The organism is Martelella mediterranea DSM 17316, assembly GCF_002043005.1.
Classification (GTDB): Bacteria; Pseudomonadota; Alphaproteobacteria; order Rhizobiales; family Rhizobiaceae; genus Martelella; species Martelella mediterranea.
The window spans coordinates 3537368-3558029 of the sequence record NZ_CP020330.1; the positions used below are offsets into that span (position 1 = coordinate 3537368).

The 20662-nt window shown below is 64.0% G+C and carries 17 protein-coding genes and 1 tRNA gene; 12 read left to right on the plus strand and 6 right to left on the minus strand.

The genetic code is table 11. The features are described from left to right. Window positions 1–24: 24 nt before the first annotated feature. A complete protein-coding gene (locus tag Mame_RS16450) occupies window positions 25–1587 on the plus strand; it encodes an ABC transporter substrate-binding protein (protein ID WP_018064269.1) in 1563 nt (520 codons plus the stop codon). A gap of 73 nt (window positions 1588–1660) precedes the next feature. Here Mame_RS16450 and Mame_RS16455 read toward each other — a convergent pair whose 3' ends face one another. Next, a complete protein-coding gene (locus Mame_RS16455) occupies window positions 1661–2557 on the minus strand; it encodes a LysR substrate-binding domain-containing protein (protein ID WP_018064270.1) in 897 nt (298 codons plus the stop codon). A gap of 92 nt (window positions 2558–2649) precedes the next feature. On the opposite strand from Mame_RS16455, the gene Mame_RS16460 reads away from it, so the two are divergent. The 11 genes from Mame_RS16460 (at window position 2650) to dhaL (ending at window position 15974) form a co-directional block, all read left to right on the plus strand. Next, window positions 2650–3759 (plus strand): NAD(P)/FAD-dependent oxidoreductase, encoded by a 1110-nt coding sequence (locus Mame_RS16460; RefSeq protein ID WP_018064271.1) that lies wholly within the window; start codon window positions 2650–2652, stop codon window positions 3757–3759. Next, window positions 3740–4024, plus strand: coding sequence for a (2Fe-2S)-binding protein (locus tag Mame_RS16465; protein WP_018064272.1), 285 nt, complete (start codon window positions 3740–3742; stop codon window positions 4022–4024). The genes Mame_RS16460 and Mame_RS16465 overlap by 20 nt, the downstream gene beginning before the upstream one ends. Continuing rightward, a complete protein-coding gene (locus tag Mame_RS16470) occupies window positions 4024–5394 on the plus strand; it encodes an FAD/NAD(P)-dependent oxidoreductase (RefSeq protein WP_018064273.1) in 1371 nt (456 codons plus the stop codon). Before Mame_RS16465 ends, Mame_RS16470 begins: the two co-directional genes overlap by 1 nt. Continuing rightward, window positions 5391–6512, plus strand: coding sequence for an NAD(P)/FAD-dependent oxidoreductase (locus Mame_RS16475; protein ID WP_018064274.1), 1122 nt, complete (start codon window positions 5391–5393; stop codon window positions 6510–6512). Before Mame_RS16470 ends, Mame_RS16475 begins: the two co-directional genes overlap by 4 nt. Then, on the plus strand, window positions 6509–7450 hold the full coding sequence (locus Mame_RS16480) for an ABC transporter permease (RefSeq protein WP_018064275.1): 942 nt from the start codon (window positions 6509–6511) through the stop codon (window positions 7448–7450). Before Mame_RS16475 ends, Mame_RS16480 begins: the two co-directional genes overlap by 4 nt. Then, entirely contained in the window at window positions 7447–8319 is an 873-nt protein-coding gene (locus Mame_RS16485) for an ABC transporter permease (RefSeq protein ID WP_018064276.1), read from the plus strand. Before Mame_RS16480 ends, Mame_RS16485 begins: the two co-directional genes overlap by 4 nt. 2 nt (window positions 8320–8321) lie before the next feature. Then, window positions 8322–10175 carry an ABC transporter ATP-binding protein gene (locus Mame_RS16490; RefSeq protein ID WP_018064277.1) on the plus strand — a complete coding sequence of 618 codons (1854 nt, stop codon included), beginning with the start codon at window positions 8322–8324 and terminating at the stop codon, window positions 10173–10175. Between the two features lie 448 nt (window positions 10176–10623). Continuing rightward, window positions 10624–11568 (plus strand): substrate-binding domain-containing protein, encoded by a 945-nt coding sequence (locus tag Mame_RS16495; RefSeq protein ID WP_018064278.1) that lies wholly within the window; start codon window positions 10624–10626, stop codon window positions 11566–11568. 113 nt (window positions 11569–11681) lie between these two features. Continuing rightward, on the plus strand, window positions 11682–13211 hold the full coding sequence (locus tag Mame_RS16500; RefSeq protein WP_018064279.1) for a sugar ABC transporter ATP-binding protein: 1530 nt from the start codon (window positions 11682–11684) through the stop codon (window positions 13209–13211). Then, window positions 13201–14193, plus strand: coding sequence for an ABC transporter permease (locus Mame_RS16505; RefSeq protein ID WP_018064280.1), 993 nt, complete (start codon window positions 13201–13203; stop codon window positions 14191–14193). Before Mame_RS16500 ends, Mame_RS16505 begins: the two co-directional genes overlap by 11 nt. A gap of 20 nt (window positions 14194–14213) precedes the next feature. Continuing rightward, window positions 14214–15974 carry a dihydroxyacetone kinase subunit DhaL gene (dhaL, locus tag Mame_RS16510; protein WP_018064281.1) on the plus strand — a complete coding sequence of 587 codons (1761 nt, stop codon included), beginning with the start codon at window positions 14214–14216 and terminating at the stop codon, window positions 15972–15974. 3 nt (window positions 15975–15977) lie between these two features. Here dhaL and Mame_RS16515 read toward each other — a convergent pair whose 3' ends face one another. From Mame_RS16515 to argH, 5 genes are all read right to left on the minus strand, one after another. Continuing rightward, entirely contained in the window at window positions 15978–16934 is a 957-nt protein-coding gene (locus Mame_RS16515) for a sugar-binding transcriptional regulator (protein ID WP_018064282.1), read from the minus strand. 70 nt (window positions 16935–17004) lie between these two features. Continuing rightward, window positions 17005–17094 (minus strand) — tRNA-Ser (locus tag Mame_RS16520). Window positions 17095–17204: 110 nt separating this feature from the next. Continuing rightward, window positions 17205–18098 (minus strand): carbohydrate kinase family protein, encoded by an 894-nt coding sequence (locus Mame_RS16525; protein WP_018064283.1) that lies wholly within the window; start codon window positions 18096–18098, stop codon window positions 17205–17207. Beyond that, window positions 18095–19144: an ABC transporter ATP-binding protein gene (locus Mame_RS16530; RefSeq protein WP_018064284.1), complete on the minus strand. Its 1050-nt coding sequence runs from the start codon at window positions 19142–19144 to the stop codon at window positions 18095–18097. The genes Mame_RS16525 and Mame_RS16530 overlap by 4 nt, the downstream gene beginning before the upstream one ends. Further along, window positions 19144–20658, minus strand: coding sequence for an argininosuccinate lyase (gene argH / locus Mame_RS16535; RefSeq protein ID WP_018064285.1), 1515 nt, complete (start codon window positions 20656–20658; stop codon window positions 19144–19146). The genes Mame_RS16530 and argH overlap by 1 nt, the downstream gene beginning before the upstream one ends. Window positions 20659–20662: the final 4 nt, after the last annotated feature.

Sequence of the window (20662 nt, forward strand, 5' to 3'; positions counted from 1 at the left end):
CTTAAAAACAAAGGAGAGGTGAATATGCTGAAGCATCGCAATATTTCGATTACAGGCGCGGCGACCGCGCTTGCCCTGGTGATTGGACTGGCGGCGGGATCGGCCGACGCGGAGACGCTCCGGGTCGGCATCGGCGCAGCCGATCTTTCAACCGCAGATCCGGCGCGGGCCACGCAGACACAGGATGTCGCGCTGGTGTCCTGGATGTTCAACGGGCTGGTCCGCTTCCCGCCGGGCAGCGCCGATCCAGCGTCAATCGAGCCGGATCTCGCTGAAAGCTGGGAGACCTCGGATGACGGTCTCGTCTGGACCTTTCACCTGCGCGACGGCGTCAAGTTTCACGGCGATTTCGGCACGCTGACAGCCGGTGATGTCGTCTACACCCTGAACCGCGCCAAGAACCCCGAGACCTCATCCTTCGCCAACGACTATGCCGCATTCGAAAACATCGAAGCGATCGATCCGCTGACCGTCCGCATCACGCTGAGCGAGCCGGTGCCCGGGTTTCTCGGTCTCGTCGCCAACTATCACGGCGGCAATATCATCAGCCAGAAGGCGGCCGAGCAGTATGGCGATGATTTCAAGAACCATCCGATCGGAACCGGCCCGTTCATGTTCGACAAGACGGTCACGCAGCAAGCCGCCCATCTTGTCGCCTTCCCGGACTATTTCCGCGGCGCGCCTCAGATCGATGACATCGACTATGAGTTCATTCCTTCCGATTCGAGCCGGGAACTCGCCTTCCGCTCGGGCGAACTCGACCTGATCTATGGCAAGCGCGAGCAGCAATGGGTCGACCAGGCGAAATCCTGGGGCAATGCGACGATCGATATCTTCGCACCCGGTGAATTCCGAACACTGCACCTGAACATGAACCATCCGCCGCTCGACAATCTCAAGGTCCGTGAGGCCATCGCCCACGCGGTCAATGTCGACCAACTGATCCAGTTCGTCGGCGCCGATGTCGCCCACAAGGGATGCTCGGTGGTGCCGCCCGGCTATCTCGGCGAAGACTGTGCGGCGGGCGGTTACGGCTATGACCTTGCGCTTGCGAAATCGCTGCTTTCGGAAGCCGGTTTCGAAGATGGGCTCGATCTTTCGGCCGTGGTCTCCTCCAGTTCCTCGCAACAACCGGTCATGGAAGTGATACAGGCGCAACTTGCCGAAGCAGGCATCAATCTCGACATGCAGATCGTAGACCACCCGACCTACCATTCGCAGATCCGTGAAGATGCCAGCGATATCGTGTTCTACGGCGCGGCACGCTTTCCCGTCGCCGACAGCTATCTGACCCAGTTCTACGATTCCGCCTCAATCGTCGGCACGCCGACGGCGGTCACGAACTTCTCGCATTGCGATGTCGCCGATGCAGAAATCCAGGCCGCCCGCGTGGCATCCGATCCCGAGGAACAGAAGAAGCTCTGGGCTGAGGCCCAGCAGAAGATATTTGACGCTGTCTGTTCTGTCCCGCTGTTCGAGCTGATGCAGGTATGGGTTCAAACGGATGGGCTGGACCTCGGCTACGAACTGAAAGGTTCGCTGAATCTCGCCCCGCCGATCACCGAGAAAACGACGCTGACGCGCTGACACTGCTGGCAGCCCGCTTCTCGCCAATCTGTCACAGTTCCGCCTCGCCCCGTTAGGGCGGGGCGTTTCGCATTCATGCGCCCACCGCACGCGCCTGATTGTGAACTTCCTCGATGAATGCCGCCGCAAGCGCGCTGTTGCGGGCGCGCACGGGTCTCAAAATATTGTATTCAAAGGTCACGGCCGGCTCGAAGGGCCGCGTCTCCAGCCTGTCGGCAGCAAACGCCATGCTGAGCGGATCGGCGACCGTGACGCCAAGACCGGCTGCGACAAGCTCCGCGACATTGGGCGCCGTGGTGGCTTCAATAATGATATCCGGACGCACGCCATGGGCTTCAAAGAGGGCATCCGTCCGCCGCCGCATCATCCCGGTCACACCGAATGCTATATAAGCTTGCTGGTGAAAATCCTCGGGCCGCAACACCGCCTTCGTCGCCAGAACGTGGCCGCGCGGAAGCGCCGCGATGGCTGGCGGGCTTTCGAGCCGCTCCATCTCGATAGAGGGGTGTTCGACCGCATTGATGACCAGCGCTGCATCCAGCCGCCGCAACAGGACGGCCTCCATCAGGAATTGCGAGCTCCGTGATTCCAGCGATACGAAGACATCGGGATGCCGACGGCGAAACGCCGCAAGCGCCCTGCTCACGAACGGTCCGGACAGCGCCGGCAGCGTTCCGATAACCAGATGTCCGCGATCCTCCCGGCGGATCGCCTCGACGGCGCGGGCCAGTTGCCGCACGCCGCCGAACACCCGCTCAACTTCTTCATAAAGCCGCATGCCGCGTTCCGTCGGCACCAACCGGCCGCTTTCGCGTTCGAAAAGCTCCAGCCCGGTATCGGCCTCCAGCTCCTGAATGAGCTTGCTTGCGGCGGGTTGCGAGATCCTAAGAATCTCGGCGGCGCGGCTTACCGTTCCGGATTCCACGACGGCAATCAGCGCTTCGAGTTGCCTGAGGCTTGGATCGCGCATCGGTATAACCCTTTTGAATACATAGCCCAATTAAACGACTTTGACATTCTACCGTGACTTCATAATCTGAACAAGCAAAGAAGGAGGCTCAGTTGGACAGCGAATTCATCGTCATTGGCGGCGGCATTGTCGGCGCGGCCCTTGCCTATGGCATTGCGGGATGCGGCAGAAAGGTGCTGGTGCTCGATGGCGAAGATCGCGACCTGCGCGCGGCGCGGGCCAATTTCGGCCTCGTCTGGGTGCAGAGCAAGGGCGCGAATGCCCCCGAATATCATCGCTTCAGCCGAAAGAGCGCCGATCTGTGGCCAGATTTCGTGGAGCAACTGAGTGCGGAGACCGGCGCCAAAATCGACTACGAGCGCAACGGCGGGTTGATGTTCTGTCTCGGCGACGAGGAACTTGAGACGCGCGCTGCCGCGATCCGCCGCATGCACAACCAGCACGGCGACGCCGATACCGAGATGCTCGATCGCGTCGCACTCGAGCGCCTGCTCCCTGCCATCAAGCTTGGTCCAGAGGTTTCCGGCGCCAGCTTCTCCGCCGCCGACGGACACGTGAACCCGTTGCAATTGCTGGCGGCAATGCATGAAGGCGTCATCCGGCGCGGCGGCAAGATCAGGTTTCGCAGCAAGGTCAGGACGATCGTTCCGCTCGATGGCGGATTTCGCTTGGAGACGGATGACGCGGGTTTTACGGCGGCGCGGGTCGTGGTTGCGGCAGGCCTTGCCACGCCGGCGCTGACCGCACCGCTTGGCCTCGCCATCCCGATGCGGTCCGAGCGCGGCCAGATCCTGGTTCTGGAGCGGATGGCGCCGATGCTGCCCTACCCCGCGAGCGGGCTCCGCCAGACGGCGGAGGGCACGATCATGATCGGCGCCACCAAGGAAGATACCGACGACCGTGGCGTCAGCGTCTCAGCTTCGGTCCGGCTCGCCGGTCGCGCCACGCGGATCGTTCCCGCACTCGGCAGCGCCCGGCTGGTGCGCCAGTGGAGCGGCTTCCGCGTGCTGCCGCCGGACGGCTCGCCGATCTATGCCGAAGCGACCGATCTCCCCGGCCTTTATGCTGCGATCTGCCATTCCGGCGTCACCCTTGCAGCAGCCCATGCCCGCATCGTCGGGCCAGCGCTGGCCCAGGGCGCCCTGCCCGCCGATCTCTCGGCTTTTTCCAATGGAAGGTTCAATGTTCAAGACTGTGCTTGAAGCCCCCGACATGACCGTGACGGTCAACGGCGTCGAAACCCCGGCATGGAACGGCGAAACGGTTGCCGGGATATTGATGCGCGTGCCGAATGCCGGGCGCACCACCGCGATCAGCGGTTCGCCGCGCCTGCCCTATTGCCAGATGGGCGTCTGTTTCGATTGCCTCGCCATTATCGATGGCGTCGCCTCCAGCCAGGGCTGTCTCGTGCCGGCAAGGCCCGGCATGCGGATCGAAAGCCAGCGCGGCGCGCGGGAGATTGCGTAATGTCCCATGATGTAGCAATCGTCGGCGCGGGCCCCGCAGGGATGTCGGCCGCCGTATCCCTCAGAAAGCACGGTCTCTCCGTTGTCGTCATCGACGAACAGCCGGCGCCCGGCGGCCAGATCTGGCGCGGGGTCGAGCGCAACAGCCATGGCAAACTGGCCCAGGCGCTCGGCGCGGATTATCGGAAGGGCAAAGCCCTGGCGGAAGCATTTCGCAACTCCGGCGCGGATTATATGCCGCTGACGCAGGTCTGGCAGATCGAGGATGGCTGGTCGCTGTTCGTGACCGCCAACGACAAGGCGCAGCGCCTTGAAGCGCGGACCCTGCTGCTGGCCAACGGCGCTCAGGAGCGCCCGGTTCCCTTCGAAGGCTGGACACTGCCCGGCGTGATGACGGTGGGGGCGGCACAAATCCTGCTGAAATCGGGCGGCATGCTGCCCGAAGGCAAGGTCTGGATTGCCGGCGCCGGTCCGCTGCCGCTTCTCTATGCCACGCAGATGCTCGACCTTGAGGGACGGATCGAAGGCTATCTCGACACCTCAAAGCGCCCCGGCTCGTCCGTTCTCCGCCATCTTCCCGGCGCGCTGCGCGACTTCGCCGGTCTTACCAAGGGCATGCGCTGGCTGCGGGCCCTGAAACGACAGGTGCGGTTCGAGCGCGCGGCAAGCGGGCTGGCAGCTGCCGGCGAAAACCGACTTGAAACGATAAGCTGGCGCTCCGGCGAGAAGGCACACACCGAGCCAGCCGATATTCTGCTGGTGCATGAAGGCGTGGTGCCGCGCGTACATGAAACCATGGCGCTTGGTTGCGACCATGTCTGGAGCGCGGACCAGGCCTGTTTTCGGCCGAAGCTCGACCGCTTCGGCGAAACCAGCCGCAAGGGCCTCTTCGTGGCGGGTGACGCCGGCGGCATTGGCGGCTGGGCCGCCGCCACTGTGATGGGCGAAATCGCCGCCCTCGGTATTGCCGGTGCGCTCGGCATCGCCGGAGACATCGAGGGCAAGCGACGGGATGCCGGGCTAAGTGCCCGCCTTGACGCCGCGCTCGCCCTGCGCCCGCTGCTCGACGCCCTCTACCCGGCCCCTGGCCTCGATATCCCGGATAATGCGATCGTCTGTCGCTGCGAGGAGGTTTCAGCAGGCCGCATTCGCGCCGCTGCCCGCTCGGGTCCGCCGGACCCCGCCGTCGCCAAGGCTGCGACGCGCTGCGGCATGGGCCCCTGTCAGGGGCGCCAATGCGGCTATGCGGTGCAGGCGCTGATTGCCGAGGTCCATGATATCCCCCAGGGCGACGTCGCCTTCTTCAACATTCGCCCGCCGCTGAAACCGGTGACGCTTGGCGAAATCGCCTCGCTCGAGGAGGTATCATGAACGCCGATGTGCTTGTCATCGGCGGCGGCCTGCATGGCCTCAGCGCCGCCCTTCATCTGGCCCGACGCAAGGCGCGCGTGATCCTCGCCGAACGTCATTCGCTCGGCCGTCACGCATCCGGCGCAACGGCGGCCGGCGTGCGCACCCTTGGCCGCGATCCGCGCGAACTGCCCCTCAGCCTCGAAGCCGCAGCGATCTGGCCGGAGATGACGGCGCTGGTTGGCGATGATTGCGGCTTCAAGGCTTGCGGGCAGTTGCAGGTGGCCGAGGACGAAACCGCATTGGCGCGGATCGCGGAGCGCATCCGGCGGCTGAGCGAAACCGGCTATCATCACGAAAAGCTCCTCGACGCGCGCGAACTTCGCGAGATCGCTCCCGGCATTGCTGGCCACTGCGTCGGCGGCGCCTATGCCGCAACCGACGGCTCCGCCGATCCCCACCGCACCATCCGCGCGTTCCGCGACGCCTGCCGCTCAGCCGACGTCGAAATCCTCGAAGCCTGTCCGGTAACGGCCATGCGCCGGCAGGGCGCGAACTGGCTGGTGACGACCGACCGCGGCGAGATTTCCGCGAAGACCGTCATCAATACCGCCGGCGCCTGGGCCGACAACGTCTCGGCGCTTGCGGGCGATCCGCAGCACCACGAAATCCGAACCTCGATGATGGTGGTGACCGAGCGCGTCGGCGGCACCTTGAAACCGGTGATCAGTTCCTTCGGCCGCAAGCTCTCGCTGAAGCAGACCCGCGAGGGCACGCTTCTGATCGGCGGCGGCGCCCAGGGGCGTCTGGCATCCGACCGGCAGACCGCAAGCGTCGATGCCCAATCCCTCGGCAGCGCCGTCGGCGCCGCCTGCCGACTGTTCCCCGCGCTTGGCGACATCCGGGTGGTGCGGGTCTGGGCCGGGATGGAGGCTATGACGCGCGATCATCTGCCGGTGATCGGACTGTCGCGGCGCGTCGATGGTCTTGTCCACGGCTTCGGCTTTTCCGGCCACGGCTTCCAGCTCGTGCCATCCGTCGGGCGGGTGCTGTCGGACCTTGCGCTCGACGGCTATAGCAATCATCAACTGGACGCGTTCGCCCTCGATCGCGCAGCACTTGAAAGGACGGCCGCATGATCCGATACGCGATCAGACGACTTTTGCTGGCGATCCCGACATTGATCGCGATGTTGACAGTGGTGTTCATCCTCGTCCGCCTCGTGCCGGGTGATGCCGCAATCGCCATGCTTGGCGACCGGGCGACGGAATCCTCGCTGCAGACGCTGAGAGCCCAACTCGGCCTCGATCAGCCGATCGGCGTGCAGTACCTGACCTTCATCACCGACATGCTGAAGGGCAATTTTGGGGTTTCGATGGTCACGGGCAGGCCGGTTCTGCAAGAGGTGGCCGTGGTTCTGCCCTATACGCTGGAGCTTGCAGCGGCCGCCATGGTGATCGGCTCGCTGTTCGGCATTCCGCTCGGCGTGCTTGCCGCCGTTCGCCGCAACAAATGGCCGGATTATGCCAGCCGCATCCTGTCGCTGGTCGGTCTTTCGTTTCCGGGCTTCGTCTCGGCGATCCTGATGCTGCTTGCCTTTTCGGTCTGGATGCAATGGCTACCGGTGATGAGCAGGGCCTCCTCCGATCCGATCGAGCACATTCGCAATCTCATCCTGCCCGCGCTGAATCTCGGTCTGATCATGACCGCCTATATCGCCCGCGTCACCCGCTCCGCGATGCTGGATGTGCTGGGCGAGGACTATATCCGCACCGCCCGCGCCAAGGGCGTTCATCCGCGCTCGCTGGTGCTCAGCCACGCGCTCGGCAACGCCATGATCCCGATCGTGACCGTGGTCGGTCTCTATTTCGGGACGCTGATCGGTAACTCTGTGCTGACCGAGATCGTGTTCACGCGGCCGGGGCTCGGCAAGCTCATCCTCGGTGCGCTGCAATCGCGCGATTACACCATGTTGCAGGGGCTGATGGTGGTGTTCGCCGCCTTCGTCATCCTCGTCAACACCGCGACCGATCTCGTCTACGCCCTCGTCGATCCCAGAGTGAGTTACGCCCGATGACAGATGCTGCCATCACCGCTGCACCCGTGCGCAAACCGTCAAACGCCGTGTTCCAGGCGCTTCGCCGCAACCGGTTCTCCTGGATCGGCATCGGACTGCTTGCCGCGATCATCTTCGCCGCAATCTTCGCGCCGCTTCTTTCCCCCTACGATCCGCTGAAACAGCATATTCTCGACCGGCTGCAAGCGCCATCGTCGGAATTCTGGCTCGGCACCGACAGCTATGGCCGCGACGTGCTTTCGCGCCTGCTTTACGGCGCCCGGATTTCACTCTCCATTGGTTTCCTCTCGGTGATGGTCGCCATGGTGGTCGGATCGACCATCGGCATTCTGGCTGGCTATATCGGCGGCCTGTTCGACCAGCTTGTCATGGGCCTTGTCGACGTGATGCTGTCGTTTCCGACGCTACTGCTGGGCCTGATGGTCGCCGCCATGCTGGGCGCCAGCTTCGAGAACCTGATCATCGCCATCGCGATCACCGAAACCGCGCCCTTCGCCCGGATCGCCCGCGCGCCGACGATCGCGATCAAGCGCCGCGAATTCATCGATGCCGGCCGCTCGATGGGTTTTACGCCGCTCCGGATCATGGGCGTCCACGTGCTGCCCAACATCCTCTCGGATATCGTGGTGGTCGCCTCGCTGTGGATGGCGTCGGCGATCCGCACCGAGGCCTCGCTCGCCTTCATCGGCCTCGGCGTACGCCCGCCGACGCCCACCTGGGGCGGCATGATCCGTGAGGGCTTCGACAACATTCTTAACGCCTGGTGGCTGGTGGTGTTTCCCTCGATCGCCATTCTCCTGACAGTGCTCGCGCTCAACATTCTCGGCGACGCGCTTCGCGATGCCATAGACCCCAAGACGAGGAGCTAGTCGTGACCCCGTCCACCGTTCTTGCGGCCAATCCTGCCGCCGACCTGCAGCACCCCACGCTTTCCGTTCGAAACCTGACGACATCATTCAAGTCCGGCGGCGGCTGGAAGAGCGTGGTGCGCGACATGTCCTTCGACATTGAGCCGCGCAAGACCGTTGCGATTGTCGGCGAATCCGGGTCCGGAAAGTCCGTCACCTCGCTGTCGATCATGCGGCTGCTCGATCCCGAAGCAAGCCGGGTCGAGGGCCAGGTCCTGCTTGACGGCGTCGACCTGACAACGCTCAGCGAAAGAGAGATGCGTCAGGTGCGCGGCAACCGGATCTCGATGATCTTCCAGGAGCCGATGACATCGCTCAATCCGATCTTTCCGATCGGACGCCAGATCGCCGAGGCGCTGCTGGTCCACAGCGACATCTCGCGCGCCGAGGCTGAAAAGGAAGTCATCCATCTCCTGGAAAAGGTCCGAATTCCGAACGCCAAGAGCCGGTTGGATGCCTATCCTCACCAGTTCTCCGGCGGCATGCGCCAGCGCGTGATGATCGCGATGGCGCTTGCGGCAAAACCGAAACTCCTGATCGCTGACGAACCGACGACCGCCCTCGACGTCACCATTCAGGGCCAGATCCTCGACCTGATCAAGACATTGCAGGAAGAGGAGGACATGTCGGTGCTCTTCATCACCCACGACATGGGCGTGGTCGCGGAAGTGGCCGACGAAACCGTGGTGATGTTTCGCGGCGATGCTGTCGAAAACGGCCCGACCGCCGATATTTTCCACCAGGGCCGCCATCCTTACACCCGCGCCCTGCTCTCGGCTGTGCCGCGGCTAGGCTCGATGGCCGGCAGCAGGCTGCCGCAGCGGTTTCCGCAGATCGATATCGAGAGCGGCGCCGAACTGCCGGCAGAGCCGGTGACCGACACCGTCGCGGCAGACAGCAAGCCGATCCTTGATGTCCGCGCGCTCACCACCCGTTTCGACATTCATGGCGGCGGCATTCTCAACCGCAAGACCGGCGCGGTTCATGCCGTCGAAAACATCTCCTTCGACCTGTTTGAAGGCGAAACTCTTTCGCTTGTGGGAGAATCCGGCTGCGGCAAATCAACAACCGGACGCTCGATAACCCGCCTGGTGCAACCGACAAGCGGCGAGATCACGGTCGACGGCTACGATGTAATGAAGCTCGACAATGCCGAACTCAGGAAGATGCGCCGCTCCGTCCAGATGGTGTTTCAGGACCCTTACGCCTCGCTCAACCCGCGCATGAGCATCGGCAACGCGATCATGGAACCGTTCATTCAGCATCGTCTCGGCAGCCGCGCTGACGCCAGCGACAAGGCCGCGGCGCTTATGCAAAAGGTCGGGCTGTCGCCGGACATGATGCAGCGCTTCCCGCACGAATTCTCCGGCGGCCAGCGCCAGCGGATCGCGATCGCACGCGCCCTGATGCTCGATCCCAAGGTGATCGTCGCCGACGAGGCGGTCTCTGCGCTCGACGTTTCGATCAAGGCCCAGGTCTGCAACCTGCTACTCGATCTGCAGCAGAGCCTGAACATTGCCTTCCTGTTCATCTCCCACGACATGGCGGTGGTCGAGCGGGTCAGCCATCGGGTGGCGGTGATGTATCTCGGCGAGATCGTCGAGATCGGCCCGCGCGCCGCGATCTTCGAGAATCCACAGCATTCCTACACGAAAAAGCTGATGGAGTCGGTGCCCCTGCCCGATCCGGCACGGCGGAACCTGAGGCGCGGCATGTCCGTCGACGAGCTCAAGAGCCCGATCCGCCCGCTCGGCTACACGGTCGAGCCCCGCCGCTATCGGACCGTATCGCCGGGTCACCTCGTTCAGGCAGAATGAGGTTCACGCCGGCGGTGGTCAGCAAGTGGCTCCTCGCCGCGTTACTAGGCGCCCCTTCGGCAATCTTGTGCCGCAAACCAATCCCGTCGAGCGCGTCAATGGCGCGATCGAGCGGCGGATCGAACTCGTCTGCACGTCCCCAATCATAGAACGATCGCCCAGTTGATCGGCGCATTCCGCTCGTACGACCGGGTCGTCCAGCGGTCCCGCCATATGACGCGATACCGTCTGCCCATCCACCATGGCTCGACCGCATGCGCCCCGAATTGAAAAGTGCTCTCTGGCACCAGGGCCGGCGACTTACGGCAGAACCGCGTTCGATCACCCATCCGAATGCACTTGTATTTTTAGTTTAACAGATGTATCCAATCTTTGGCCGTTGGGCGTTTCGCCCCTCCGCCAGGAGGGTCGCCCGTAAGAGCGGCGAACACGATCGGGAGGAAAATCGATGAAGAAACTCACCGCTTTGCTGGCGGGACTGGCTATTGCCATGCCGCTGGCCGCTGCTGCGCAGGACGCAGCCGGGACCGCCACGAAGGACAGCTACCGCTTTCTTATCGTGCCGAAGGTCGTCCATCCGTGGTTCGACAAGGTCAATGACGGCGCGCAGATGGCCGCCGAAGCGCTGAAGGCGCAGACCGGCGCGGATATCGAGATCGTCTACTCAGCACCGCAGACGGCGGACGTCGTTCAGCAGGTCCAGATCGTGGAAAGCGCGATCTCGACACGGCCCGACGGCATCGCAATCGACCTGCTCGACCCGTCGGGCAATCGCGGGTCGCTCGAAGCAGCCCAGAGCCAGGACATTCCGCTGGTCATCTTCGACTCGATCCCGCCGGAAGGCATGGCGATCCCCTATATCGGCTCGGATTTCTGCGAACAGGCCAAGATCGCCTCGCGGCGGCTGGTCGAGGTGCTCGGCGGCGAAGGCGAAGTCGCAATCATGATGGGCGTGCCCACGGCGCCGAACCATTCGATCCGCGCCGAGTGCCACCGCGAGGTCTTTGCCGAGCATGAAGGCATCAAGGTTGTTGCCGAAGGCATCGACAATGACAGCATCGAGATCGCACAGCAGCAGGCCGCCGCAATCATGCAGGCCCATCCGAACCTGAAGGGCTGGGTCGCCTCGGACGCCGCCGGTCCGATCGGCATCGGACAGGCGATCATCGAAGCCGGAAAGCAGGATCAGGTCACGCTCGTCGGCCTCGACAACCTGCCGGAAATGCTGGACATGATCCGTTCGGGCGTCGCCGACAGCTCGTCGGCTTCGCAGCCCGAGCTTCAGGGCTACTGGTCGGTCATGCTGCTCTGGGCACAGGCTACCGGCGCGCCGGTTCCGCAATATCTCGATACCGGCAATGCGTTCCTGACCAAGGACAATGTGGACGGCTGAGCCGTTTGCCGCGGCCGGCATTGCGCCGGCCGCATTCTCCGGGCCGCGGATGCGGCCCGCGTTCCTTTCAATGCCACGCGATGGATTGATCGGAAACATGCTCAGGAGGACACATGACCTACCTCAAGGCACGCGGCCTTGGCAGGGTTTTTCCCGGCGTGACCGCGCTTGACGACGTCGATCTCGACATCGAACTGGGCCGGACCCACATTCTGGCTGGCGAAAACGGCGCCGGAAAATCCACGCTGGTCAAGATCCTGACCGGCTCCGACCGTGCCACCACCGGCACGATCGAGATCGACGGCAAGGACCCTGCCCATCATCCGGATCTCTTTCGCAACATTGCCTATGTGCCGCAGGAACTGTCGCTGTTCGCCGATGTCAGCGTGGCGGAAAACCTGTTCATGCCTTTCGATCGCACCGGCCACGGCCCGTTCGTGAACCGGCGGCGGATGGAACGGGAGGCGCAGACCTATCTCGACAGGTTCGGCATCGACGCAAGGCCGTCCGATCTCGTGCGCCACATATCGGTGCCCGACCAGCAGCTTCTGCAGATCGCCCGCGCCTCGACCAACAAGGACATGAAGGTCCTGATCCTGGACGAGCCGACCTCGGCCCTGACGGCACGCGAAGTGGCGCGGATATTCAAGGTGATCCGCGGTTTTCTGGACCGGGACCACGCGATCGTCTTCATCTCGCACAAGATGGAGGAAGTCTTCGAGATCGGCGACGACTACACCGTTCTGCGCAATGGCCGGAAGGTGGATGCGGGCCGGATCGCCGATATCGACGAGACCGCGCTGATCCGGGCGATGTCCGGCCGCGAGGTTGCGATCGACGAGCACTTCCGGCCAAACTGCCCCGTCAGCGACACGATCATGACCGTCGAACACCTGTCGGGTCACATGTTCGATGACATCAGCTTCAGCCTGAAACGCGGCGAGATTCTCGGCTTTGCCGGACTGGTGGGCGCGGGCCGCTCGGAACTGATGCAGACCATCTTCGGCTTTCGCAAGGCATCGTCCGGCAAGGTCGAGGTCGAAGGCCGCAAATGGCGTCTGAACGACACGGCCGCCTCGGTCAACGCCGGCATGCTCTATCTCTCCGAGGAACGCAAGCATCACGGAATTTTCCCGCTGCTCTCGCTGCGCGAAAATATCGGCATCTCCGCATTGTCGCTCACCTCGGGCGCTGCCGGCATTGATTTCGGCAAGGAAAGCAAGCTCGTGCGCCGGGTGATCGACGACTACGACATCCAGGCATCGAGCCCCGGCCAGCGGATTTCCAACCTCTCCGGCGGCAACCAGCAAAAGGCGATCATCGGCCGGGCCATGGCGACGGCGCCGCGCATCCTGATCTTCGACGAGCCGACAAAGGGCATCGACATCCGCACCAAGGCGGAGATTTACCGGATCATGAGAGAGCTCGCCGAGGACGGCGTCGGCATCATCCTGATCTCATCGGAGATGACGGAACTGCGCCGTTGCGCAAGCCGGATCATCACCATGCATGGCGGCCGCATCACCGGCGATTTCGATGCCGCCGCCACCGATACCGAAACATTGGTTGGCGCGATCTTCGCGACCGGCGCCGGGTCTGAGGCACAGACCCCGAACGAGGCAGAGGCTTCCCATGTCAACTGACAAGACCACTCAAACACGCGCGCCATCGGCGCTTGCAATCCTGGTCCGCAATCCGCTCGCCGGCGTCTTCGTGGCGCTGGTCGTCATTTTCGCCATTTCGGCTTTGGTATCGCCCTACTTCCTGTCGGGCTACAACATGTCGGTAATCGCGCGCGGCCTGGCCTTTGTCGGACTGGTCACCATCGCGCAATCGTCGCTGATGATTTTGGGCGAGCTCGATCTGTCGCTTGGAACCATCGGCGGCCTGTGCGGCGTGGTTTCCGGCATGCTGATGGTGCAGGCCGGCCTCCCCTGGGGCATGGCCCTGGTTCTGGCGCTGGCGCTGGGCATGGCGCTCGGTTTCCTGAACGGCTTCCTGGTCACGACACTCGGCCTGCATTCGCTGGTGCTGACGATCGGTACGGCAGGCATTTACGGCGGCGCGATTCTCGTCCTGACCAAGGGCGTCGCAATCACCGGCATTCCGCAGGGCATCCAGTTCCTCGGCCGGGGCGATGTCTTCGGCCTTCCGGTGCCCTTCCTCATCATGCTGGTCGTGCTGGTCATCGCGTTGTTCCTGACGATGAAGACGTCGATGGGCCGTTACATGTATGCCATCGGCAACAATGCGGCGGCAGCCCGCATGCTGGGCATTCGCGTTGACCGGATCCGGATTCTCGTCTTCACCTTCGCCGGCATGCTGTCCGCCCTTGCGGGCCTCCTGATGGTGGCGCGGCTTGGCACCGCCCAGCCTTCGATCGGGCAGACCTGGGTGCTTGCCCCGATCGCGGCGGCGGTCATCGGCGGGGTAGCGACGACAGGCGGCGTCGGCTCGCCGCTCGGCGCGATCTTCGGCGCCTGCATCATCGCCATCATCGAGAACATCATTGTCCTGTTCGGCGTCTCGCCCTATTGGCAGGGCGTCGTGTCCGGTGCCATCGTGGTGATCGCGATCTCGTTCGATGCGATCTCCCGCCGCTATCTTCGCCGCGACGGCGCATGAACTGACAAAGTGGAATTCAAATGACCAAGACCAAGAAACTCATCAACGCGCCCGAAGATATCATCCCGCAACTCATCTCCGGCATGGTGGCGGCGCATCCTGACATGCTGACGCGCGAAGGCGGCACGGGCCGCGCCATCGTCGCCGTGGACGGTCCGCGTGACGGCAAGGTGGGCGTCGTTGTCGGCGGCGGTTCCGGGCACGAGCCCGCCTTCGCCGGCTATGTGGGGCGCGGCCTTGCCGATGCGGCCGCGGTCGGCAACATCTTTGCCTCTCCCTCTCCCGAACAGATCCTCGACGCCGCCCGGGCGGCCGACGGCGGAGCGGGCGTGGTTTTCCTTTATGGCAACTACACCGGCGACGTGATGAATTTCACGATGGCCGCGGAGGAGCTTGAAGCCTCGGGCACGCAGGTGCGCCAGGTGCAGGTCGCAGACGACGTCGCCTCCGCGCCGAAGGAACGGCGCGCGGAGCGACGCGGCATTGCCGGCGATTTCTTCGTGTTCAAGATCGCGGGGGCTGCGGCCGATCTGGGCGAGCCGCTCGCGCGGGTCGAGGCGCTGGCCCAGAAGGCCAATGACGCAACGCTTTCAATGGGCGTAGCACTCGGCGCCTGCTCCCTGCCTCAGACCGGCAAGCCGAATTTCGAGATCGGCGACGACGAGATGGAAATCGGCATGGGCCTGCACGGCGAGCCGGGCGTCCGCCGCGAGAAGCTGGCGCCGGCCGATACGGTGACGGACGAACTGATGGACACGATCCTCAGCGAAATGGCCCCCGCCAAGGGGGACCGCGTCGCCGTGCTCGTCAACGGGCTGGGCTCGACCTCACTGGTCGAACTCTACATCATCTTCGACCGGCTCAAGCATATCCTGGACGAAAGAGGCATCGAGATCCATCATTCATGGGTGGGCGAATATGCCACCTCGCTGGAAATGGCGGGCGCGTCGATCACGCTGATGAAGCTGGACGACGAACTGACGCGGCTTCTGGACCATCCCTGCCGGACGCCGGCCCTGACGGTCGGAGCCATCGAGGGCGCCGCGGCAAGCAGCGCCCGCTCGGCAAGAAGAACGGCCCAGGCTGGGGACACGCCTGCCAAGGCGAAAGTCGCAGCCAATCTGAAGCGCGAAGGGATCATTACGCCCGAAATCTTCCGCGCCATGATGCAGCGGGCCGGCGACGAGATCATTGCCGAGCGCGACTGGCTGTCCGAACTCGACGGCGTCATCGGTGACGGCGATCACGGCGTGACCATGGAAATCGGCTGGAAGGCCGTTCAGGGCGCGCTCGCCAATGCCGAGGAAGACGAGACCATCGAGGGAAGCTGCAAGCGCATGGCCAAGGCCTTTCTCGATGCCGTGGGCGCCTCCTCCGGCCCGCTCTACGCCACCGCCTTCCTGCGCGCCGGCGCGGCGGTCAGCGACCGGCTGAACCTTGATGCCGAGGCGCTGGCGGCATGGCTTGCCGCCGCACTTCAGGGCGTGCGCGACCGGGGCCGCGCGGAACCGGGCGACAAGACCATGATCGACGCCTGGGTGCCGGCGGTCGAACGCGCGCAGCAGGCCGCCGCCAATGGATCGGAGCTCGATGTCGTCAATGCCGCCCGCGACGGCGCGGAGGCCGGCATGAAGGCGACGGCCGATCTGGAATCCCGCCGTGGCCGTTCGGCCAAGCTTGGCGCGCGTTCCAAGGGCCATATCGACCCGGGCGCGGCATCGACATGGGTCACGCTGCGCGCAATGGCCGCCGCTCTGGCAGAGGCTCGCGCGACCTCTTGAAATCTACCGTGGCCCGGCCATCAGCGCACGGGCCACGGCCTCGTTCGTGGCAAGCCGATTGACGTAGCCGCCGCGCAGGATCGCCCGGATGATCTGCACCTTCTCGATGCCGCCGGACACCAGCATGGACATCGGCTTGAGCTTCATCTTCTCGGGGCTGAGCGCCATGATCGAATCATTCAGGAAATGATCGACCGGCTGACCCTGGGAATCAAGGAAACAGCCCAGAAATTCGCCAACCGCGCCGCGTTTCAGGATCTCGTCCAGATTGTCCTTCACCACCCTGATCTGCGTCAGCGTCGTGTCCTCGGCGAGCCAGCCGCAGGACGCGATGCCGAGATCGGCGATCTCGGTGCGCGCCAGTACGTCCGTCAACTCGTCAATCAGGAGCAGCGCTTCGCGGCTTTCGGGCGAGGCGCAATAGAGCGGGGCGGTCAGGTAATGGCATTCGACGCCCAGCTTGCGGGCAAGGCTCGTCGCCACCTCGAACGTGTTGGTGCCGGAGGAGCGCGTGGCGCCCCCGGTCAGGCCAACGACCCAGCTATTGGCATGCGGGCGCGCGTTGAGGCGGCGCACGGCGAAACTCAGCGTGCGGCCCGTCGCGATGCCGATGCCGAGATCGCGCCGTTCGATCAGGCCGCTGGCCATCGCGCCGGCCGCCTCGCCGATCACCCGTTTCTGTTCAAGAAAATCCGGAACGTCAGGAACCACGGTGGCTTCGGCAAGGCCGTAGCGCTCGGCAACCGCCTCGGCGAGCGCAATGCAGCCGCTGAGCGGCAGCATGACGTCGATCTGGACCGCGCCGTCCTCGCGCACCTGGCCGATGATCTTGTTCACCCTGAGCCGGGTCATGTTCATCCGGGCCGCGATTTCCTGCTGCGTCAATCCGCCGACAAAGTAGAACCAGGCCACGCGCGCGCGCTCGAGTTGTTCCGGAAGGCTTTCGTTCGGATCGTTCACGCTCGGCATTCTCCGCCGCGTAATAAATTATTGTAATGTAACAATAATCAAAATCTACGCCAAACATAGATGGCGGAGAGGAAGGGATTCGAACCCTCGATACCATCTCTGGTATACTCCCTTAGCAGGGGAGCGCCTTCGACCACTCGGCCACCTCTCCGGTCCGGCCCTGATAGGCGTTTTTCGCACGTCGATCAAGACGCTCGTCGGTTTTCCGCTGAAAAAAGCAGACGCCGTCTCCGGGGCGCGGAATTAGGGCGGTCAAGGGGCTCAGACCTTTCGCCGCACGGCGCCACCGGCGACCTGGACGGCGCGGCTGCCGGCGCTGATCGCGGCGGCTAGGGCTGTGGGCAGATCCGCCCCGGAAAGCCAGCCGTCGACGAAGCCGGCATTGAAGGCATCGCCCGCGCCGGTGGTGTCGACGACCGGGACGGCTTCCGCCGGGTGATGCAGGACGCGATCGGCGGAAGCGGCATAGCCGCCCCCTTCCCCGGCCTTGATGCCGACGCAGTGGAAACGCGCCTTCAGAACGTCCAGCATGGCGGTCGGGTCGCGCTCGCCGGTGATCGCGCGGGCCTCCTCGAGGTTCGGCAGAAAAACGTCCACGCCCCGGCAATTTTCCAACAATGACGGATCGCCGATCAGCGCGTCATCCCAGCTCGGATCGAGCGAGACCGATAGCCCGGCGCCTTTGGCGCGGGTGACGAGATCCGGCATTTCCGCAAGCGTCGCATATTCGGCAATGTGCAGATGGCGGGCGCGCGGCCACGCAAGAGCCGCATCAAGCGTGGATGGCTCCGCCGCCCCTGCCCTTCGCGTCAGGAAGGCGCGTTCCGAACCGATCACCGAGGCGACGGTAAGTTGCGGCCCGGCATCATCGGCGCGTTCCACAAAGGAAAGGTCGATGCCGCTGTCGCGAAGCTGGGGATCGATCGCCATCGACATCGCGTCGCGGCCGAGGCGTCCGACGAGGGCTGCATGGCGGCCGACATCAACGAAATGCGCGGCCGAGATGAAGGCCCCGCCGCCGGCGGCAATCGCCAGATCGTCGGCAAACACCTCGCGCCCCAGCACCGGCATGCGCGAAAGCCCGGTGAAGATCAGGTCGCAGTAAATCCGGCCGACGCAGAGGACGGCCGACCTTTCATCATGTCCGGATGTCATCTGCGGCCCAGGCTCTTTTCGGTCTTGGCATCGAACAGATAGAGTTTTCCCGGCATGACCGCGCATGTGACCGCCGCGCCGACCTTCGGCGATACCGTGCCCGGCGAGGTGGCGATCACGCTCTCGCCGCCGACCACGAGATGCACCATGGTTTCCGGCCCGAGCGGCTCGACCGCCTCGACCTTGCCTTCCAGCGTCAGGATCGCGTCGAGCGGCGCTTCGCCATCAACGACGGCGACGAGATCATGCGGGCGGATGCCGACAAGCACGTCGCGGCCTGCGGCGATGGCCTGACCGGGCGCGCCGAGATTGCCCGCCTTCAGCATGTTCATCGAAGGCGAGCCGATGAAGCGGGCGGTGAAGACATCGGCGGGGTGCTCGTAAAGCTCCACGGGCGTGCCGGTCTGCAGGATATTGCCGTCCTTCATCACCACGATCCGGTCGGCCATGGTCATGGCCTCGATCTGGTCGTGGGTGACGTAGACGGTGGTGGTCTTCAGTTCCTGATGCAGCTTCTTGATCTCGATGCGCATCTGGGCGCGGAGCTGGGCATCGAGGTTGGAGAGCGGCTCGTCGAACAGGAAGGCTGAGGGATTGCGCACCATCGCCCGGCCGATCGCGACCCGCTGGCGCTGACCGCCGGAAAGCGCCGCCGGGCGGCGATCGAGATAATCGGTGAGGCCGAGAATGCGGGCCGTTTCATCGATCCGGGCGTTCTTCTCCTCTTTGGAAAGCCTGGCGGTATAGAGGCCGAAGCCGATGTTCTGGCGCACGGTGAGATGCGGATAGATGGCGTAGTTCTGGAACACCATCGCGATGTTGCGGGCTTTTGGCGCGCGCTCGTTGACCACGTCGCCGCCGATCCGGAGCGTGCCGCCGGAGATTTCCTCGAGCCCCGCGATCATGCGGAGGGTCGTCGATTTGCCGCAGCCGGACGGGCCGACGAACACCACGAACTCGCCATCGGCGATCTCGAGATCGATGCCGTGAACCGCTTCGACCTTGTCGTAGCGCTTCACCAGTTTTTGCAGTGCGATTGAAGCCATTATGCTTTTCCCCTCAACCGTTCGAAGCGGGCAGCGAGCTCCGCGCTTGCCGCCGCCAGGCGGGCGGCCTGCTCATCGGCCTGTTGCTGATAGTTCCCGAGCGTATGGCGGTAGCCGGCAATGGCGTTGCCGAGCGGCTCCTCCGCCGGGCCGCCGTAACGGGCGCGCACGCTGACAAAATATTCGGGCGAGACGATCTCGCGGAAGGCGGCCTCATCCAGCGCGGTCTCGCGACCGGCATGGGCGCTGAATGCCTTGCGGAAGGGCCCATAGCCATCGCTTGCAAGCGCGCCGGAGGCGGCAACGACGGCACGGGCGACATCGGCGGCGATCTCGTGCGCCTGGCGGAAAGAGAGCTGCTCACGCCGCACCAGCGAATCCGCAAGCTCGGTGATGGTGATGCAGGAACGGTCGAGATTGGCCGCGACCCGCTCGCCATTGACCTTCACGGCCGAGATCAGGCTCGCCATCAGGTCGAGAACGCGAAAACCGGTCTCGAAGGCCTGATAGCCCATCGCCTGGGTCTCGCCTTCGCTGTCGTTCATGTCGGTGAACGGGGTGTTGTGCATCACCGTCAGCACGGTCTGGGCGCGGCCGACGGTCTGGCTTGCGAGATGGCGCATATGCTCGATCGGCACCGGGTTGCGCTTCTGCGGCATGATCGAGGAAATCTGCACCAGCGCATTCGGCACATAAAGCTGGCCGACCTCGAAACTGGTCCAGAACTGGAAATCCTGGATCAGCCGGCCGAGATGGAGGAACATCAGTTCGAGCGCCGAATAGGTGCCGGTGATATAGTCGACGGCAGCGATGCAGCTGTAGGAATTCTGGAGCGGCGCTTCGAAGCCCAGAAGCTCCGCCATCTGATGCCGGTCGATCGGGAAGCCCGAGGTGGTGATCGCGGCAGCGCCCATGGGCGACAAGTCAACGGTCCTGCGGGCTTCGAACAGGCGTTCGATGTCGCGGGCAAGCACCTCGATCGCAGCGCCCAGATAATGACCGAACGTGGTCGGCTGGGCCGGCTGGCCGTGGGTATAGGCGACGATCAGCGTCGCCTTCTCGCGCTTCGCTGTATCGATCATCGCCGAGAGCAGGCCGAGCGCCTTGCCGAGCGCGGCATCGATATAGTGCCGGAGGCCGAGCTTGAACAGCGTGTGGTCGATGTCGTTGCGCGAACGGGCGGTGTGGAGGCGCCCGCCGAGATCGGGGCCAAGACGGGCCTTCAATTCCTTCTCGATCAGAAAGAAGAAGTCCTCGACCTCGCCGGTATATTCGAGCGTAGCTGGATCGACCTCGGCATCGATGGCGACGAGCGCATCGGCGATCTTCGATGCCTGTTCGGCGGTAAGAATGCCGGTTTCGGCAAGCATCACCAGATGGGCGCGGTCGATGGCGCGAAAGCCATCGACAAAATGGGTTTTAGCGCCGTCGAACAATGGCTTGAGCACGGTTTCCTTGTAAACCGGATCAGGAAAGCGGCTGGTATCGCCTGCAGCGGGATTGGTGTGTTTCATTGGC

What these genes read in the sequence shown, in the direction of transcription:
- Mame_RS16450 (WP_018064269.1), top strand. Translation starts at nt 25, where the DNA reads ATGCTGAAGCATCGCAATATTTCGATTACAGGCGCGGCGACCGCGCTT.
- Mame_RS16455 (WP_018064270.1), bottom strand. Translation starts at nt 2,557, where the DNA reads ATGCGCGATCCAAGCCTCAGGCAACTCGAAGCGCTGATTGCCGTCGTG.
- Mame_RS16465 (WP_018064272.1), top strand. Translation starts at nt 3,740, where the DNA reads ATGTTCAAGACTGTGCTTGAAGCCCCCGACATGACCGTGACGGTCAAC.
- Mame_RS16470 (WP_018064273.1), top strand. Translation starts at nt 4,024, where the DNA reads ATGTCCCATGATGTAGCAATCGTCGGCGCGGGCCCCGCAGGGATGTCG.
- Mame_RS16475 (WP_018064274.1), top strand. Translation starts at nt 5,391, where the DNA reads ATGAACGCCGATGTGCTTGTCATCGGCGGCGGCCTGCATGGCCTCAGC.
- Mame_RS16480 (WP_018064275.1), top strand. Translation starts at nt 6,509, where the DNA reads ATGATCCGATACGCGATCAGACGACTTTTGCTGGCGATCCCGACATTG.
- Mame_RS16485 (WP_018064276.1), top strand. Translation starts at nt 7,447, where the DNA reads ATGACAGATGCTGCCATCACCGCTGCACCCGTGCGCAAACCGTCAAAC.
- Mame_RS16495 (WP_018064278.1), top strand. Translation starts at nt 10,624, where the DNA reads ATGAAGAAACTCACCGCTTTGCTGGCGGGACTGGCTATTGCCATGCCG.
- Mame_RS16500 (WP_018064279.1), top strand. Translation starts at nt 11,682, where the DNA reads ATGACCTACCTCAAGGCACGCGGCCTTGGCAGGGTTTTTCCCGGCGTG.
- Mame_RS16505 (WP_018064280.1), top strand. Translation starts at nt 13,201, where the DNA reads ATGTCAACTGACAAGACCACTCAAACACGCGCGCCATCGGCGCTTGCA.
- dhaL (WP_018064281.1), top strand. Translation starts at nt 14,214, where the DNA reads ATGACCAAGACCAAGAAACTCATCAACGCGCCCGAAGATATCATCCCG.
- Mame_RS16525 (WP_018064283.1), bottom strand. Translation starts at nt 18,098, where the DNA reads ATGACATCCGGACATGATGAAAGGTCGGCCGTCCTCTGCGTCGGCCGG.
- Mame_RS16530 (WP_018064284.1), bottom strand. Translation starts at nt 19,144, where the DNA reads ATGGCTTCAATCGCACTGCAAAAACTGGTGAAGCGCTACGACAAGGTC.
- argH (WP_018064285.1), bottom strand. Translation starts at nt 20,658, where the DNA reads ATGAAACACACCAATCCCGCTGCAGGCGATACCAGCCGCTTTCCTGAT.